Here is a 16,076-nt window from a genome sequence, read left to right on the forward strand (position 1 = left end):
GTGAGTGCCACCTCGTCCGGCGGATACCTTTGGGTCGTGCAGCCAGCAAGTGAAATCCCCGAACGGCCCTCCGGCCGCCTCCATCGTGCGCGTGCCCTCTACCGGAACGTCTCCAAGCGGAGGACCGCCTGGCTGCTGCTCAAGGACACCGTCAACTCCTGCATCGAGTACCGCATCCTCGGTCTCGCCGCCGAGGCCGCGTTCTTCACGCTGCTGTCGGTGCCGCCGCTGCTGCTCAGCATGATCGGCCTGCTCGGCTACGTCGACGTGTGGACCGGCACCGACACCATCACCAGCCTGGAGACCAACCTGCTGGAGGCGTCGCGCACCGTCCTGTCCGACAAGGGCGTCACCGAGATCGCCCAGCCGATCCTGGACGACGTGATGAAGGGCGGCCGGCCCGACGTCATCTCCATCGGCTTCCTGTTCGCCCTGTGGTCCGGCTCGCGCGCGGTGAACGTCTTCATCGACACCATCACCGTCATGTACGGCCTGGACGGGGTGCGCGGCATCGTCAAGACCCGGCTGATGGCGTTCCTGCTGTTCATCGTGGCGCTGCTGATCGGCTCGGTGGCGCTGCCGCTGATGGTGGCCGGACCGGACGCCGTCGTACGGATCCTGCCCTGGTCCACGACGGTCGTGCAGGTCCTGTACTGGCCCGTGGTGATCGTCCTGTCCATCGTCTTCCTGACGACGCTCTACCACGTGTCCGTCCCCGTCCGCTCCCCGTGGATCGAGGACGTGCCCGGCGCCCTCGTCGCCCTCGCCATGTGGGTCCTCGGCAGCTTCCTGCTGCGCATCTACCTCACCAGCACCATCGAGGGCGCGACGATCTACGGCTCCCTCGCCGCCGCCGTCGCCGTGCTGCTGTGGATCGGCGTGTCCGCCTTCGCCGTGCTCGTCGGTGCCGCCGTCAACGCCGCCATCGACCGGGTCTGGCCGGCCGCCGCGACCGCCGCCGCCCGCGAGGCCAACGAGCGGATGCGCGAGGCCCAGGTGGCCGAGTACGTCGCCCGGGCCGCCGCTGCCGCCCGGGAGGCCGATCCCGACGACCCCGACATGCCCTCCGAGTTCCCCGAGCGCTGGTCCCGCTTCCTGCCCCCGGAGGACGTCACCTCCCGACTGCGCGCCCACGCCAAGGCCACCCCCAAGGACGACGACGGCCCGGCGGAGCACTGACCGGCCGCCGCGGCCCCCGCCGCGGCCCGGACACCACCGCCGGCCGCCCGCCCGGCCCGCGTCACCCTCGGCGACGCGGCGCCCGGCACGTCCGGAGGCGCCCGTCACCACGACGGCCGGCTCCCGGCCCGCGCACCGCCCGTTGTCGCCGCGCCGCCGGGCGGCGTCCTGCCTGTCGCGGGTCATGCCCGGCGCGGCGGTCCGGGTCCCCTCGCGGTGGCCCGCACGGTTCGCCCCGTCCAGCGGCCGAGGGTCCTCGTGGCCCCCGCAGAGTCCTTGCACGGCGGGCGCGGTGCGGTTGCCGTGCACGGGGGCGTCCGAAGGCGACGCGGGCGCAGCACGCCGTGTCCCAGGGCCCCCACGGACAGGCCCGGGCTCGACGCGGCGCCGTCGCCGCCCCGCCGTCTCCCCGGCGCACCGGAGGCCGCCGGCCTCCGGTGCGCCCCGGCGTGCGCCCGGCGGGCCGCGGACCGGAACCGGGACCGCCGGGTGGGGCCCAGCCGACGCCGTCGAGGCCCCACCACTCGCCGTCGGTGCGCCCGCTGTCGCCGCCCGCCGGGCCCCGTGGCCGGACGGCCCGTTCCACGGCGCCTCTACGCTGTCCGGATGGACGCCCTCGCAGCCCTGCTCGCCGGTCCCCGGGCACGCGGCGCCTTCCTGATCCGGGCCTGCTTCGACCCGCCCTGGGCGGTGCGGGTGGAGGACCGGGCACCCCTGACCGTGATGGTCATGGCCCGCGGCGACGCCTGGATCACCCCCGAGGCGGGCGCGCCGGTGCGGCTGGCCGCCGGCGAACTGGCCATCGCCCGCGGCCCCGCCCCGTACACCTGCGCCGACCACCCCGGCACGGAACCGCAGGCGCTGATCCTGCCGGGCGGCGCGTGCCATCACCCCGACGGCCGCCCCTTGAACGGCGCCATGGACCTGGGCGTCCGCACCTGGGGCGGCCGGCCCGACGGGTCGGCGGTGATGCTGATCGGCACCTACCTGTGGCCGGGCGAGACCGGCGGCCGGCTGCTGGACGCGCTGCCGCCCCTGCTCACGGTGACCGCGGACGTCTGGGACTGCCCGCTCACCCCGCTGCTCGCCGAGGAGATCGTCCGGGACGCGCCCGGCCAGGACGTCGTCCTGGACCGGCTGCTCGACCTGCTGGTGATCGCAGCGCTGCGGGCCTGGTTCGCCCGCCCCGGGGCGGAGCCGCCCGGCTGGTACCGGGCACTGGCCGACCCGGTGGCGGGCCGGGCGCTGCGGCTGATGCAGGACGACCCCGCCCGTCCCTGGACGGTGGCCGCGCTGGCCGCCGAGTGCGGGGTCTCGCGCGCCGCCCTCGCCCGCCGCTTCACCGACCTGGTCGGCGAGCCCCCGATGACCCACCTCACCGGCTGGCGGCTCGCCCTCGCCGCCGACCGGCTGCGCGACACCGGCCACACCCTGGAGACGATCGCCCGCCAGGTCGGCTACGGCAGCGCGTTCGCCCTGTCCACGGCCTTCAAGCGGCGGTACGGGGTGAGCCCGCAGGAGTTCCGCGGCCGGGCGTAGGGTGGCCCGCGTGTACACGGAGCGGGCGGCGTCGCCGGTGGGCGCGACGGTGTGGACGTACACCCCGGCCGGGCCCGGCCTCGGACGGGTGCTGCCCGACGGCTGCATGGACCTGCTGTGGAGCGAGGGCCGGCTGAGCGTGGCCGGCCCGGACACCCGGGCCCATCTCCCCGAGGGCCCGCCCGTCGCCTGGGCGGGCGTCCGGTTCCCGCCGGGCGTCGCGCCCGCCCTGCTCGGCGTACCGGCGCACGAACTGCGCGACCGGCGGGTGGAGCTGGCCGAGCTGCGCCCGGCGGCGGAGGTGCGGCGGCTGCGGGCCCGGGTCGAGGCCGCCCCGGACCCGATGGCCGGACTGGAGGCCGCGGCCGGGGATCTCGTGGCCGCCGCCGGCCCGCCGGACCCGCTGCTGCGCCGACTGGCCGCGGCCCTGGAGGCGGGCCGCCCGGTCGCCGCGACCGCCGACGCGCTGGGGATCGGCGCCCGCAGCCTGCACCGCCGTTCCCTGGCCGCCTTCGGTTACGGCCCCAAGACCCTGGCCCGGATCCTGCGGCTGCAGCGCGCCCTCGCCCTGGCCCGGGCCGGAGTGCCGTACGCCGAGACGGCGGCCCGGGCGGGCTTCGCCGACCAGGCGCATCAGGCGCGGGACGTGAAGGACCTGACGGGTGTGCCGCTCCGGCGGCTCCTCGAACACCCGTAGGGGCCCGGTGGCCGGGGCGCCGGGGGTGCGGTCAGCCGGCGGCCGGCAGCGGCGCGAACAGGTCGACGCCGTTGCCGTCGGGGTCGTGGACGACGGCGTACCGCTGGCCCCAGAAGGCGTCCCACGGCTTCAGTTCGCCGTGGCATCCGGCGTCCACCAGCTCCGCGTACAGCGCGTCGACCTCGCCGGGACCGTCACAGCGCAGCGCGAGGGACGTCCGCGAGCCGTGCCCGGACGGCGGCCGCCACCGCGGGTGGAAGGACCGCACGGTCTCCTCGGTGTCCAGCAGCAGCCGCGGCCCGCCGGGAGTCGCGGCCTCCGCGTGCGGCTGCTCCTCGGCTCCCTCGGGGAAGGGGAAGCCGAGGCGGCGGTAGAAGGCGACGGAAGCGGCCATGTCGGAGACGACCAGGCCGACGGCATCGAATCGTGGACTCATACGGTCACGCTAGGCAGGGTGACGACGGGGCGTCTTGAAGGAATCGGACACCGGCCGCACGCGGAAAAGGCACGAGCCCCGTCCTCCGGCTGGAGGGACGGGGCTCGTCTCGGAGCGCCGGGCAGGCCTTGCACCTGCATCTCCCCGCAGGAAGCGGGGCGTCTTTCCTTGGACCACCAACGCCTGACCGGTTTCCGGGAGTTCCGGTGGCCGGGCAAGATCGACTATACCCCAGGGGAGCCGGATCCGTCCAAGGGCCGGGCAGCGTCAGGGTTCCGGCTCCCTCCGGGCGCGGGAAAGATCAGGGTCCGGCTCCCTCCGGGGGTGGGGACGACCGGGGGGCCGGATACCCCCGGGGGCGGATGTGCCGTCCCCGGCCGCCGGGACACAGTGGCCGCATGCGACTTCATGCAGGCGTGACCGCCACCGCGGCCCTCGCCCTCTCCCTGACCCTGGGGGCGGGCACGGCCTCCTCCTTACCCACCTCCTCCCCGCCCACCGGTTCCTCCGCCGCCGCGTCCGCCCCCGCCGGGCCCGTGCGGCCGGCGCTGCCCGCGCCGACGGGACGCCACCCGGTCGGCACCACGGAACTCCACCTCGTCGACCGCGACCGGCCCGACCCGTGGCTCACGGGGCGGGACCGGGAGCTGATGGTGAGCGTCTGGTACCCGGCGCGCACGACGAGCGGACACCCCCGCCCGCCCTACCTCAGGCCCGGCGTCGCCCGGTTCGCCGACGAGTCCGGCTCGTTCGGGCTGGCCCGCCCCGGTGACGTCGACTGGGCCGGCATCCGCACCGCCGCCGTCACCTCCGCTCCGGCGGACCACCGCGGCGGGCGGCCCGTGGTGCTGTACTCGCCCGGTCTCGGCGTGCCCCGCGCCTTCGGCACCTCCACGGCCGTGGAACTCGCCAGCCGCGGCTATGTCGTCGTGACCGTCGACCACACCCACGAGACCGATCCGGTGGAGTTCCCCGGCGGACGCCTGGAACGCCCGGCGGAGCCCATCGACACCGTCGCGGAGCGCCGTACGGCGATCCGGACCCGGGTGGCCGACATCCGCTTCGTCCTCGACCGGCTGGAGGCCCTGCGCGCGGGCGCGAACCCCGATGCCGGGGGCCGCCGTTTGCCCCGCGGACTGGGCAGGGCACTCGACCTGGACCGGATCGGCATGTACGGCCACTCGGCGGGAGGCATCACCTCGGCCGAGACCATGCGGGTCGACGACCGCGTCGACGCGGGCGTCAACATGGACGGCACGCTCCAGTACAGCGACGAGGAGTTCCTGCCCGTCGCCCGCGAGGGCCTGGACCGCCCCTTCATGCTGATGGGCACCGCGCAGCAGACCCACGCCAACACACCGTCCTGGCAGTCCTTCTGGGACCGCTCGACCGGCTGGAAGCGCGATCTGAGCCTGGAGAGGGGCGGCCACTTCAGCTACACCGACTTCCAGACCCACCTGCCCGCACTGGACGCACACCTCGACATCCCGGCCGAGACCCGTGAGATGTACATCGGCACGGTGGACGCCGCGCGCAGCACCGCCGCCCAACGCGCCTACCTCACGGCCTTCTTCGACCGGCACCTGCGCGACCGGCCGCGGCCCCTGCTGGACGCCCCCTCCCCGGCCCACCCCGACATACGCTTCGTCCCCTGACGGGACGGCGGCCGCCCGGGGCGGGCCACGGCCCGGTCGGGGCCCGCCCCGGCGCGGGGGATGATGAGGAGGTGAGCAAGGAACAGACCATGTGCTGGCCGGACGGTTCCGGAGAGGAGCGCTGTGCCCTGTGGCGGTCGGAGAACGGCGCGCCACCGCCGAAGCGGGTGCTGGTGGCCGACGACCGGATGAACGCGGACACCGCGTTCCGCCTGGCGTGCGAGGGGACCGCGCTGTTATGGCGCGGTGACTTCCACAACGCCCGTCAGTTGCTGGGGGCGATGGCGCGCCGCGTCGACCGCAAGCCGCCCAAGCCGGGGGCGTCACCCGAGCAGAGCTTCCACCTCTACCGCCAGGCGCAGTCGAGACGTGCGCGCATCCTCGGCATGCTGCTCCTGCCGGTCGAGCCGGGGCACGTGATCCCCCTGCGCCGGGCCCCGGACGTGCGGCTGGCCTGCGAGCAGGCGTACGGGCGGTGCGACCGGCCCTATGTCGTGTCGCTGCGCGAGCTCCAGGGAGTCCTCGGGGCCGGCGAATGGCGCCGGAAGGGAATCCACGTGCCGGCGCTGGGCGAGGCGATCACGCCGCACTACGGCGTGTTCTCCCCGGTGCGGGGCGAGTACGTCGACCTGGTGGCCGAGGCGCCGCTGCCGTCGCAGGGCACGGCGTTCGACATCGGCACCGGCACGGGCGTGCTCGCCGCCGTCCTGGCCCGGCGCGGCGTGCGGCGGGTGGTGGCCACGGACCTCGACGCGCGTGCGCTCGCCTGCGCGCGGGAGAACATCGACCGCCTGGGCCTGTCGTCCACCGTGGACGTCCGGCAGGCCGATCTGTTCCCCGACGGCCGGGCCTCCCTGGTCGTCTGCAACCCCCCGTGGCTTCCCGGCCGGGCCCGGACGCCGCTCGAACACGCGGTGTACGACCCGGGGAGCCGGATGCTCCGCGGCTTCCTCGACGGGCTGTCCGCCCACCTGGAGCCCGGCGGTGAGGGGTGGCTCGTCATCTCCGACCTCGCCGAGCGCCTGGGGCTGCGCTCCCGCACCGAGCTGACCGAGCTGTTCGACCGGGCCGGCCTGACGGTGGTGGGGCGCCTGGACGCCCGGCCACTGCATCCGCGTGCCCACGACCCCGCCGATCCGCTGCACTCCGCCCGCAAGGCGGAAGTGACCTCGCTGTGGCGGCTGGCGGTACGCCCGGGCGCCGCCGGCTGACCACGCCGGCGGCCGCCCCCTCGGGGGCCTGGCGCCCCGTCAGCCACCCGGGGGTCTGACGCTCCGTCAGGCCCCCGGGCGCCGCCAGTCGGCGAACAACTCCGGCCGCAGCGAGTCCAGAGCGGACTCGAACGCCACGGAGAGCGCCTCCAGATCCGTGTCGGCGCGCAGGTACCACTCCCGGCTGACGACGCGGCCGACCGCCTTGAACACCGCCACGATGAACCGCGGACGGAAGTCGTCGTCCAGGTCGACGCCCTCACGCGCGGCGATGATCCGGGCGAGTCGGCCCTCCATCTCCTCGCTGCGCCGCAGGTACTCCGCGAGGAGCCCGGGGGTGCGCTCGACCAGCCGCATCATCGCCATGTGCAACGCGCCGTCCACGCCCTCCAGTTCACCGTCGCGCACGCGCCCAAGGACGGCCCGGAAGGCACCGCTCATGGCCTGCAGCGGGTTCTCGCCCGCCGGCCGGACCTCCAGCGCGGCGAGGAACGCCTCGTCGATGGCGCTGATGGGGGTGAGGGCCACCTCCTCCTTGCTGGCGAAGTGGCGGAAGAACGTGCGCGGATGCACCTCGACCGCCTCGGCGATCTGCTCCACGGTCGTGTGCTCGTAACCCTGCGCCAGGAACAGCTCCAGGGCCTCGCGGATCAGCTGATCACGCGTACGGCGCAGCTTCCGCTGGCGCAGGCCGGGGCCGTTGGGGGTGCTGCGGGTGCTGGGGGTGTCGGTTTCGGCGGAGTCCACCCGCCAACCCTATCTTGCGCCACCTGGTGACACCTGCATGCGATTGTCAAATGTCACTGACTGCTGTTAGCTTCGGGGCCATGTTCTCCTCGTCACACACGCGTCCGTCCTGCCGGAAATCGTTAGGGGGACGCTGAAATGAGCACGGAAACGCACGACGAGCCGTCAGGCGTCGCACACACCCCCGCTTCCGGTCTGCGTGGACGTCCCTGGCCGACCCTGCTCGCGGTCGCGGTCGGCGTGATGATGGTGGCTCTGGACAGCACCATCGTCGCCATCGCCAACCCGGCCATCCAGCAGGACCTCCACGCCTCGCTGGCCGATGTGCAGTGGATCACCAACGGCTACCTGCTGGCGCTCGCGGTCTCCCTGATCACCGCCGGCAAACTGGGCGACAGGTTCGGGCACCGGCAGACCTTCCTGGTCGGAGTGGCGGGCTTCGCCGTCACCTCCGCGGCCATCGGCCTGTCCGGCAGCGTCGCGGCGATCGTCGTCTTCCGCGTTCTCCAGGGCCTGTTCGGCGCTCTGATGCAGCCGTCGGCGCTGGGCCTGCTGCGGGTCACGTTCCCGCCCGGCAAGCTCAACATGGCGATCGGCATCTGGAGCGGCGTGGTCGGCGCCTCGACCGCAGCCGGACCGATCATCGGCGGGCTCCTGGTGCAGCACGTCGGCTGGGAGGCGGTCTTCTTCATCAATGTGCCGGTCGGCCTCGCGGCACTCGTCGCCGGCCTCGTCATCCTGACCGACGCGCGCGCCGAACGCGCCCCGAAGTCCTTCGACGTCTCCGGCATCGTGCTCCTGTCCGGGGCCATGTTCTGCCTGGTGTGGGGTCTGATCAAGGCTCCGGCCTGGGGCTGGGGCGACCTGCGGACGCTGGGCTTCCTGGCCGCCGCCGTGCTCGCCTTCGCCGGATTCACACTGCGGGAGAGCAGGGCCACCGAGCCGCTGATGCCGCTCGCCATGTTCCGTTCCGTGCCGCTGTCCGCGGGCACCGTGCTCATGGTCCTGATGGCGTTCTCGTTCATCGGCGGACTCTTCTTCGTCACCTTCTACCTGCAGAACGTCCATGGCATGAGCCCGGTCGAGAGCGGTGTGCACCTGCTGCCGCTCACCGGCATGATGATCGTCGGCGCCCCCGTGTCCGGCATCGTGATCAGCCGGTTCGGACCAGGCGGGCCGCTGGTGGTGGGCATGCTCCTGACGGCGGCGTCCCTGTGGGGGATGTCGACGCTGGAAGCGGACAGCGGTATGGGGATCACCTCGCTCTGGTTCGTGCTGCTGGGTCTCGGTCTCGCGCCGGTGATGGTGGGGACGACGGACGTCATCGTCAGCAACGCCCCGGCCGAACTGGCCGGTGTGGCCGGTGGTCTTCAGCAGTCCGCGATGCAGGTCGGCGGAAGTCTCGGCACCGCCGTACTCGGTGTCCTCATGGCCTCCCGGGTCGGCGACGTCTTCCCCGACAAGTGGGCGGAGGCGAACCTGCCGCGGGTGGGTCCGCGGGAGGCCGCGGCGATCGAGGACGCGGCCGAGGTGGGAGCCGTCCCGCCGGCCGGCACCCTCCCCGGCCGGCACGCCGGGACGCTCTCCGAGGTGGTCCACTCCTCGTTCATCTCGGGGATGGGGCTGGCCTTCACCGTGGCCGGTGCCGTCGCGCTCGTGGCCGCCGCCGTCGCCCTGTTCACCAGGAAGGCCGAGCCCGACGAGAGGGCCCCGGAGGAATTCCCGGTCCCGGCGTCCACGGCAGGGCGGGGCTGAAAGCCTCGGTCCCTGTCCGCCGGTGAATGCCGGCGGGGTCCGGTCCGGCGGACCCCGCCGGCACCGCTGTTTCCGCGATGCCCGAACGGAGGGGACGGAGGAAAAGTCCCGGAATCAGAAGGTGTAACGCAGCAGCCGGTGTGCGAAACGCAGTTGCGGAATGCTGCGCATGCCGGCTCCCACCCATTTCTCGACGGGGCGGGCGTCGGCGAGAAACGGGGAATCGAGCATGGACCACTGCTCCTGGAACCGTAATCCCGGCACCCTGCTCTCCAGGGAGCGGGGATTTCCGATTCCCCATCCGAAGGTGGCGCCCGTGGCGCGCAGAAGTTGTGAATATTTGGCGAATCGAAGGGTCCACGGGAGTACGGCGTCGAACATGACCGCACCCGTCGGAAGGTGCCGGATCACCCGCCGGAGCATTTCCTCTCCGTCTGCTTCCCGGAGATAGGGCGTCAGCCCTTCGGCGACCACGAGCGCCGGCCGGTTGCGGGGCACCGTGTCCAGCCAGTCCTCCGTGGTGACCGACGCTCCGATCATCCGGTATCCGTCGCGTTCGGGATAGAGCCGGCTCCTCAGTTCGATGACGTCCGGGACGTCGACGTCGATCCATTCCACTGTGTCGGGCACGTCCATCCGGAATGCCCGGCTGTCCAGCCCGCATGCGAGGTGCAGCACCACCGCGTCCGGATGGACCGCGAGGAATCGACCGGCCCACTCGTCGAGCTTCCTGGCGCGGAACGTCACGATCCGCATGTCCTTGGTGGCTGTTCTGATGCGGCTGAAGTCGTAGTCGATGCGGCGCAGCAGCTCCTCCGCCGTCGCGTCCCCCAGCACGGGTCGCGGTTGTCGATTGTCCAGGGCACGGGCCTGAAGTGTGGCGAGCAGCGTCTCGTGTACGCCGGTCAGCCGGATCGTTTCACCCATGGGACAGCAGCTTCCGAGGGGGCACCGCGTGACGTCAAGAGACCCCCTCGGCGGGCCGTGGCGAAAAGATCTGGACACATTGCCGTACGCAAAGTCGGGACACTTCCAGGTATTCCTCGCCAAACAGCGGGAGCGTTCGGCCAGGCGCTTGGCTCGATCTGATCAACATGTCGGAGGGAGGCGCCGTCGCGGACGGCCTGATCTTTGTCGTCGGAAAGGTAAGGGGATCGCCAAGAGGTAAAGGATTCATAGGGCATGTTCAAAAGCATCGGTCATCAAAAAGGGGGTTCGTGTTTAACTCCGGAGAGTCGAGGGTATACATGCCCATCAATTTTCCGGTCCACTTCTGACCGAGTGTCAGTGACATCTATCCGGTCTCCCCGCCGAAGATTGTTCGATGTTGACTCGACGGACCGGAAGATGTTCATCTGGATGAGCCAAGTGCCGCTCTGCTCGTCGGCCCGAGCAAATCCCCGATCTCATCGCAGGGATGACTCGTGTGCCCGTTTCCGACCGACCGAAAGGCTGCATCTTGTCCACTGAAGAAGTTCCGGTACTGATAGTCGGCGGAGGTCTTACCGGACTGTCCGCGGCACTGTTCCTCAGTCAGCACGGAGTTTCCTGCCGCCTGGTGGAGAAGCACCGGGGAACCACGGTCCTGACCCGGGCCTCGGGGATCAGCTCCCGCACGATGGAACTGTTGCGGGGCGTCGGCCTGGAACGGACCGTGATCGAGCGCGGGCCGAAACTCGTCGAGGGAGCCCGCTGGCGGGAGCTCGGCCAGCCGGCGGACCAGATCCCCTGGGTCGTCATCCGGGCCAACGGCCTGCACGACCTGGAGAACGCGGTGACCGTCGAGGAACCCTCGCTCGACGTCGGCCACCTCAGCCCCACCCGCCCCTACTGGTGCGGGCAGGACCGGCTGGAACCCATCCTCCGCGACGAGGCCGTCCGCCGTGGGGCCCGCATCGACTTCAACACCCGCATGGAGGCGTTCACGGCGGACGAGAGCGGGGTCACCGCCACGATCGTCGACCAGGCCACCGGCGAGCAGAGCACGGTCCGCGCCCGGTACCTGATCGCGGCGGACGGGGTGCGCAGCCCGGTGCGGGAGACGCTGGGGATCACGCGCACCGGGCACGGCACGATCGGCAACGCCATGAGCGTCCTGTTCAAGGCGGACCTGCGGGACACCGTCAAGGGCCGGCGCTTCGTCATCTGCTACCTGCCGAACCCCGACGAGCCCGGCGTCCTCCAGCTCCCGGAGGTGCCGGCCGTCCTCCAGCTCTTCGACGAGGACCGCTGGATCTTCGGCTTCTTCTTCGACCCCCGCGAGACCTCGCCCGAGCAGTTCACCGACGAGCGCTGCGCGCAGATCATCCGGACCGCGACCGGGCTCCCCGGCCTCCCGGTCGAGGTGCAGATGGCCAGGCCCTGGGAGATGTCCCACAACAGTGCCCGCTCCTACCGCAGCGGCCGGGTCTTCCTGGCCGGCGACGCCGCCCACGTGCACCCACCGGCCGGTGCCTTCGGAGCGAACGGCGGTATCCAGGACGCCCACAACCTGGCCTGGAAGCTGGCGGCCGTCCTGAAGGGAACGGCCGGCGACGCCCTGCTCGACACCTACGAGCAGGAACGCCTGCCGATCGGTGCCGCCGTCGCCGACCAGGCGTGGATCCGGCACACCTGGAGGCTGAACGACTCCGAGGAGCTGCGCCGCGCGCTGCGCGAGTCGACGCTGGTCGCCACCGGTTACCGGTACACCTCCGACGCGGTCCTCGGTGCCGCCTACCCGGAGCCCATCCCCGCGGCGCACGACCTCACCGGCCGGCCGGGGTACCGCGTGCCCCACGTCTGGCTGGGCCGGGGCGGGGAGCGCGTCTCGACGGTCGACCTCGGCGGGGACGCGTTCGTCGTGCTCGCCGGGCCGGACGGAGGCGAGTGGCAGGCCGCGGCCGACAAGGTCGCGCAGGACCTGGGCGTGCCGGTGCACTGCCACCCGGTGGGCGGCGACGGGCAACTGACCGATCCCGACGGCGCGTTCCTCGGCACCACGGGCCTCACCCGGAACGGGGCGCTGCTGATCCGGCCGGACGGCTTCGTGGCGTGGCGGGCCGAGTACCTGCCGGAGGACGCCGCCGGGGAGCTGCGGTCCGCACTGGAGCGGATCCTGGCGCGGACCTCCGGCACGCCCGGCGGCACGGCGCTGGAGGGCTGACCGCATGGCGACCATCTCCCCCTCGCCGGACCTGTTCACCCTCGTCAACGTCTTCGGCGTCGCCCCCGAGAAGCAGCGGGAACTGCGCGACCACCTGGTGCAGGTGACCGAGGACCTGATCCGGCACATGCCGGGTTTCGTCTCCGCGACCTTCCACCTCAGCCGCGACGGCGAACAGGTCGTCAACTACGCACAGTGGCGGTCGGAGGCCGACTTCCGCGCCATGCACGCCGACCCGCGGCTGCAGCCCCACTTCGACTACTGCCGGTCCGTGTCCCGGCCGAAGCCGATCTTCTGCGAGGTCACCCACTCCTTCGGCGCCACGTCACCGGAGGGAGCGTGACCATGGCCTACCGGGCACTGATGGTCCTGCGCATGGACCCGGCGGACGCGGAGCACGTGGCAGCCGCCTTCGCCGAGCACGACACGACCGAACTGCCGCTGGAGATCGGGGTGCGACGGCGGGTCCTGTTCCGCTTCCACGATCTGTACATGCACCTCATCGAGGCCGACGACGACATCATGGAGCGGCTCTACCAGGCGCGCAGCCACCCGCTGTTCCAGGAGGTCAACGAGCGCGTGGGGCAGTACCTCACGCCGTACGCGCAGGACTGGGAGGAGCTGAAGGACTCCAAGGCGGAGGTCTTCTACAGCTGGACCGCCCCCGACTCCTGACCGCCGGCCATCCGTGACCACCGCTCAGCACGAAGGAGAACAGACCGTGGCAGCCGCCGCCAAGATCGCCATGTCCAGTGTGGCGCCCAGTCACCGGCAGGGGGGCAGCACCCGCGCCCTGCTGACGCCGTCGTCGGTGGGTGCGACCTCCGGATTCCTCGGCCACATCGAACTGGCGCCCGGGGAGTCCGTCACCGAGCACTACCACCCGTTCTCGGACAAGTACCTGTACCTGATCGAAGGGAGCCTCGTGGTCCGGGTGAACGGCGAGGAGGTGCGCCTGGAGCGGGACGAGGCCCTGTTCGTGACCCGGGGCCAGCGGCACCGCATCGAGAACCGAGGAAACGTTCCTGCACGGGTGGTCTTCCAGATCTCGCCGCTCGCCCCGCGGCCCGAACTCGGCCATGTCGACACCGAGCCCGTGCCGAACCCGGCGGCGGCGCCGCCGAAGGTGGGAGGCTGAGATGACCCGGCACGCGGAGAAGCGGGTGGTGATCACCGGCATCGGTGTGCGAGCCCCGGGAGGCGCCGGAACCGCGGCCTTCTGGGACCTGCTCACCGCCGGACGCACCGCCACCAGGACGATCTCCCTGTTCGACGCCGCGCCCTACCGGTCCCGGATAGCCGGAGAGATCGACTTCGACCCGATCGGCGAGGGCCTGTCGCCCCGGCAGGCGTCGACGTACGACCGGGCCACGCAGCTCGCCGTCGTCTGCGCCCGCGAGGCGCTGAAGGACAGCGGGCTGGACCCGGCCGCGGTGAACCCGGAACGGATCGGGGTGAGCATCGGCACCGCCGTCGGCTGCACCACCGGCCTCGACCGCGAGTACGCGCGGGTCAGCGAGGGCGGCTCGCGCTGGCTGGTCGACCACACGCTCGCGGTGGAGCAGCTCTTCGACTACTTCGTCCCGACCTCCATCTGCCGGGAGGTCGCCTGGGAGGCGGGGGCCGAGGGACCGGTGACGGTGGTGTCGACCGGGTGCACCTCGGGCCTCGACGCCGTCGGATACGGCACGGAGCTCATCCGGGACGGGCGCGCCGACGTGGTCGTCTGCGGCGCCACCGACGCGCCGATCTCCCCCATCACCGTGGCCTGCTTCGACGCCATCAAGGCGACGTCGGCCAACAACGACGACCCGGCCCACGCCTCCCGCCCCTTCGACCGCAACCGCGACGGCTTCGTGCTCGGGGAGGGCTCGGCGGTCTTCGTCCTGGAGGAGCTGTCCGCCGCCCGCCGGCGAGGAGCGCACGCCTACGCGGAGGTCCGCGGCTTCGCCACACGGTCGAACGCCTTCCACATGACCGGTCTGAAGCCGGACGGCAGGGAGATGGCGGAGGCCATCACCGCCGCCCTGGACCAGGCCCGCCGCACCGGCGACGACCTGCACTACATCAACGCGCACGGCTCCGGCACCCGGCAGAACGACCGGCACGAGACGGCGGCCTTCAAGCGCAGCCTGGGGCAACGGGCGTACGACGTGCCCGTCAGCTCCATCAAGTCCATGATCGGCCACTCGCTCGGAGCGATCGGCTCCCTCGAACTGGCCGCCTGCGCGCTGGCGATCGAACACGGCGTGATCCCGCCCACCGCCAACTACGAGGAACCCGACCCCGAATGCGACCTCGACTACGTGCCGAACGTCGCGCGGGAACAGCGGGTCGACACCGTGCTCAGCGTCGGCAGCGGATTCGGCGGCTTCCAGAGCGCCGCGGTGCTGGCCCGGCCGAAGGAGACCCGCTCATGAGCGCGCCGGCCCCCGTCGTGGTCACCGGCCTGGGCATCGTGGCACCCAACGGCACCGGCACCGAGGAGTACTGGGCGGCCACGCTCGCCGGCAAGAGCGGCATCGACGTCATCCAGCGGTTCGACCCCCACGGCTACCCCGTCCGGGTGGGAGGCGAGGTGCTGGCCTTCGACGCCGCCGCCCATCTCCCCGGGCGCCTGCTGCCGCAGACCGACCGCATGACCCAGCACGCCCTGGTGGCCGCCGAATGGGCCCTGGCCGACGCCGGGCTGGAGCCCGAGAAGCAGGACGAGTACGGCCTCGGCGTCCTGACGGCCGCCGGCGCGGGAGGGTTCGAGTTCGGCCAGCGCGAGATGCAGAAACTCTGGGGAACGGGCCCGGAACGCGTCAGCGCCTACCAGTCGTTCGCCTGGTTCTACGCGGTGAACACCGGCCAGATCTCCATCCGCCACGGCATGCGCGGGCACAGCTCCGTGTTCGTCACCGAGCAGGCCGGCGGTCTCGACGCCGCCGCCCACGCGGCCCGCCTGCTGCGCAAGGGGACCCTGAACACCGCCCTGACCGGCGGATGCGAAGCCTCCCTCTGCCCCTGGGGCCTGGTCGCCCAGATCCCGAGCGGCTTCCTGAGCGAGGCCACCGACCCGCACGACGCCTACCTGCCCTTCGACGCGCGGGCGGCCGGGTACGTGCCCGGCGAGGGCGGAGCCATGCTGGTCGCCGAGCGGGCGGACTCCGCACGCGAACGGGACGCCGCCACGGTCTACGGGAGGATCGCCGGGCACGCCTCCACCTTCGACGCCCGCCCCGGCACCGGCCGGCCCACCGGGCCGGCCCGGGCCATCCGCCTGGCCCTCGAAGAGGCCCGGGTCGCGCCCGAGGACGTCGACGTGGTCTACGCCGACGCCGCTGGAGTGCCGGCCCTCGACCGCGCGGAGGCGGAGGCCCTCGCCGAGGTCTTCGGGCCCGGGGCCGTACCGGTCACCGCGCCCAAGACGATGACCGGACGGCTCTACGCCGGGGGAGCGGCCCTCGACGTCGCGACCGCGCTGCTGTCCATCAGGGACTGTGTCGTCCCGCCGACCGTCGGCACCGGTGCGCCCGCGCCGGGGCTCGGCATCGACCTGGTGCTCCACCAGCCCCGTGAGCTGCGGGTGGACACCGCCCTGGTCGTCGCGCGGGGCATGGGCGGATTCAACTCCGCCCTGGTCGTCCGGCGCCACGGCTGACCGAGCCGCCGCCCCCGCTCTCCGCGCCCGAGCGCGCATCACCTCATCACACCACTCATCCGGAGG

Annotated in this window: 15 protein-coding genes; 12 read left to right on the forward strand and 3 right to left on the reverse strand. The window is 72.5% G+C overall.

The annotated features are described in order from the left end of the window. Positions 1-36 precede the first annotated feature (36 nt). From SGLAU_RS25935 to SGLAU_RS25945, 3 genes are all read left to right on the forward strand, one after another. Positions 37-1,179, forward strand: a complete 1,143-nt coding sequence (locus SGLAU_RS25935) for a YihY/virulence factor BrkB family protein (protein WP_043504902.1) — start codon at positions 37-39, stop codon at positions 1,177-1,179. A 606-nt stretch (positions 1,180-1,785) separates the two neighbouring features. Next, positions 1,786-2,718 carry an AraC family transcriptional regulator gene (locus tag SGLAU_RS25940; RefSeq protein ID WP_043504903.1) on the forward strand — a complete coding sequence of 311 codons (933 nt, stop codon included), beginning with the start codon at positions 1,786-1,788 and terminating at the stop codon, positions 2,716-2,718. Positions 2,719-2,728: 10 nt separating this feature from the next. Then, the gene (locus SGLAU_RS25945) at positions 2,729-3,415 is read left to right on the forward strand and encodes a helix-turn-helix domain-containing protein (RefSeq protein WP_043507033.1); all 687 of its coding nucleotides are present in this window, start codon (positions 2,729-2,731) and stop codon (positions 3,413-3,415) included. A gap of 31 nt (positions 3,416-3,446) precedes the next feature. Here SGLAU_RS25945 and SGLAU_RS25950 read toward each other — a convergent pair whose 3' ends face one another. Further along, on the reverse strand, positions 3,447-3,851 hold the full coding sequence (locus tag SGLAU_RS25950; protein ID WP_043504905.1) for a VOC family protein: 405 nt from the start codon (positions 3,849-3,851) through the stop codon (positions 3,447-3,449). 398 nt (positions 3,852-4,249) lie between these two features. Between SGLAU_RS25950 and SGLAU_RS25955 the strand changes: the two genes are divergently transcribed. Together SGLAU_RS25955 and SGLAU_RS25960 are read left to right on the forward strand one after the other, a co-directional pair. Then, entirely contained in the window at positions 4,250-5,506 is a 1,257-nt protein-coding gene (locus tag SGLAU_RS25955; RefSeq protein WP_052413890.1) for an alpha/beta hydrolase family protein, read from the forward strand. 89 nt (positions 5,507-5,595) lie between these two features. Then, on the forward strand, positions 5,596-6,717 hold the full coding sequence (locus SGLAU_RS25960) for a methyltransferase (protein WP_043507035.1): 1,122 nt from the start codon (positions 5,596-5,598) through the stop codon (positions 6,715-6,717). 66 nt (positions 6,718-6,783) lie between these two features. Here the strand turns inward: SGLAU_RS25960 and SGLAU_RS25965 are convergent, their stop codons facing one another. Beyond that, the gene (locus SGLAU_RS25965) at positions 6,784-7,464 is read right to left on the reverse strand and encodes a TetR/AcrR family transcriptional regulator (RefSeq protein ID WP_052413891.1); all 681 of its coding nucleotides are present in this window, start codon (positions 7,462-7,464) and stop codon (positions 6,784-6,786) included. A gap of 138 nt (positions 7,465-7,602) precedes the next feature. On the opposite strand from SGLAU_RS25965, the gene tcmA reads away from it, so the two are divergent. After that, positions 7,603-9,219 carry a tetracenomycin C efflux MFS transporter gene (gene tcmA, locus SGLAU_RS25970; RefSeq protein WP_052413892.1) on the forward strand — a complete coding sequence of 539 codons (1,617 nt, stop codon included), beginning with the start codon at positions 7,603-7,605 and terminating at the stop codon, positions 9,217-9,219. A gap of 114 nt (positions 9,220-9,333) precedes the next feature. Here the strand turns inward: tcmA and SGLAU_RS25975 are convergent, their stop codons facing one another. Continuing rightward, entirely contained in the window at positions 9,334-10,146 is an 813-nt protein-coding gene (locus SGLAU_RS25975; protein WP_043504907.1) for a class I SAM-dependent methyltransferase, read from the reverse strand. Positions 10,147-10,636: 490 nt separating this feature from the next. Here SGLAU_RS25975 and SGLAU_RS25980 point away from each other — a divergent pair, with 490 nt between their 5' ends. From SGLAU_RS25980 to tcmL, 6 genes are read left to right on the forward strand one after another with little or no spacing between them, the layout of a single operon-like run. Continuing rightward, positions 10,637-12,364, forward strand: coding sequence for an FAD-dependent oxidoreductase (locus SGLAU_RS25980; RefSeq protein ID WP_063838897.1), 1,728 nt, complete (start codon positions 10,637-10,639; stop codon positions 12,362-12,364). A gap of 4 nt (positions 12,365-12,368) precedes the next feature. Further along, complete coding sequence (locus tag SGLAU_RS25985; protein ID WP_052413894.1) at positions 12,369-12,707, forward strand: antibiotic biosynthesis monooxygenase family protein; 339 nt, start codon at positions 12,369-12,371, stop codon at positions 12,705-12,707. A gap of 2 nt (positions 12,708-12,709) precedes the next feature. Further along, positions 12,710-13,039, forward strand: a complete 330-nt coding sequence (locus SGLAU_RS25990; RefSeq protein ID WP_043504911.1) for a TcmI family type II polyketide cyclase — start codon at positions 12,710-12,712, stop codon at positions 13,037-13,039. 46 nt (positions 13,040-13,085) lie between these two features. Beyond that, positions 13,086-13,502: a cupin domain-containing protein gene (locus SGLAU_RS25995; protein WP_043504913.1), complete on the forward strand. Its 417-nt coding sequence runs from the start codon at positions 13,086-13,088 to the stop codon at positions 13,500-13,502. 1 nt (position 13,503) lies between these two features. After that, on the forward strand, positions 13,504-14,784 hold the full coding sequence (gene tcmK / locus SGLAU_RS26000) for a tetracenomycin C polyketide synthase ketoacyl synthase alpha subunit TcmK (protein WP_043504915.1): 1,281 nt from the start codon (positions 13,504-13,506) through the stop codon (positions 14,782-14,784). Continuing rightward, positions 14,781-16,010 (forward strand): tetracenomycin C polyketide synthase ketoacyl synthase subunit beta TcmL, encoded by a 1,230-nt coding sequence (tcmL, locus tag SGLAU_RS26005; protein ID WP_043504917.1) that lies wholly within the window; start codon positions 14,781-14,783, stop codon positions 16,008-16,010. Before tcmK ends, tcmL begins: the two co-directional genes overlap by 4 nt. Positions 16,011-16,076 lie beyond the last annotated feature (66 nt).

Origin of the sequence: Streptomyces glaucescens (assembly GCF_000761215.1) — a bacterium.
Taxonomy (GTDB): domain Bacteria; phylum Actinomycetota; class Actinomycetes; order Streptomycetales; family Streptomycetaceae; genus Streptomyces; species Streptomyces glaucescens_B.